General features: G+C 53.4%; 1 protein-coding gene. It reads right to left on the bottom strand.

Annotation, left to right across the window (positions count from 1 at the left end; translation table 11 throughout):
- On the bottom strand, positions 1 to 219 hold a 219-nt coding region (locus ABF638_RS38570), incomplete at both ends, for a leucine-rich repeat domain-containing protein (RefSeq protein ID WP_435027980.1).

Raw genomic sequence — 219 nt, 5'->3', positions numbered from 1 at the left:
CGCTTCTGGCAGCGTTGTTAATTCGTTGCCCTTTAAATCCAGGTAAGTGAGTTGTGGCAGGCGGGCGATCGCTTCTGGCAGTGTCGTTAATTGGTTGCCGCTTAAACTCAGGGAAGTGAGTTGTTCCAGGCGGGCGATCGCTTCTGGCAGCGTTGTTAATTCGTTGCCCTTTAAATCCAGGTAAGTGAGTTGTGGCAGGCGGGCGATCGCTTCTGGCAG

Source organism: Nostoc sp. CALU 1950, assembly GCF_051172895.1.
GTDB classification, from domain to species: domain Bacteria; phylum Cyanobacteriota; class Cyanobacteriia; order Cyanobacteriales; family Nostocaceae; genus Nostoc; species Nostoc edaphicum_A.
This window is presented reverse-complemented; position numbering and strand designations above follow the sequence as displayed.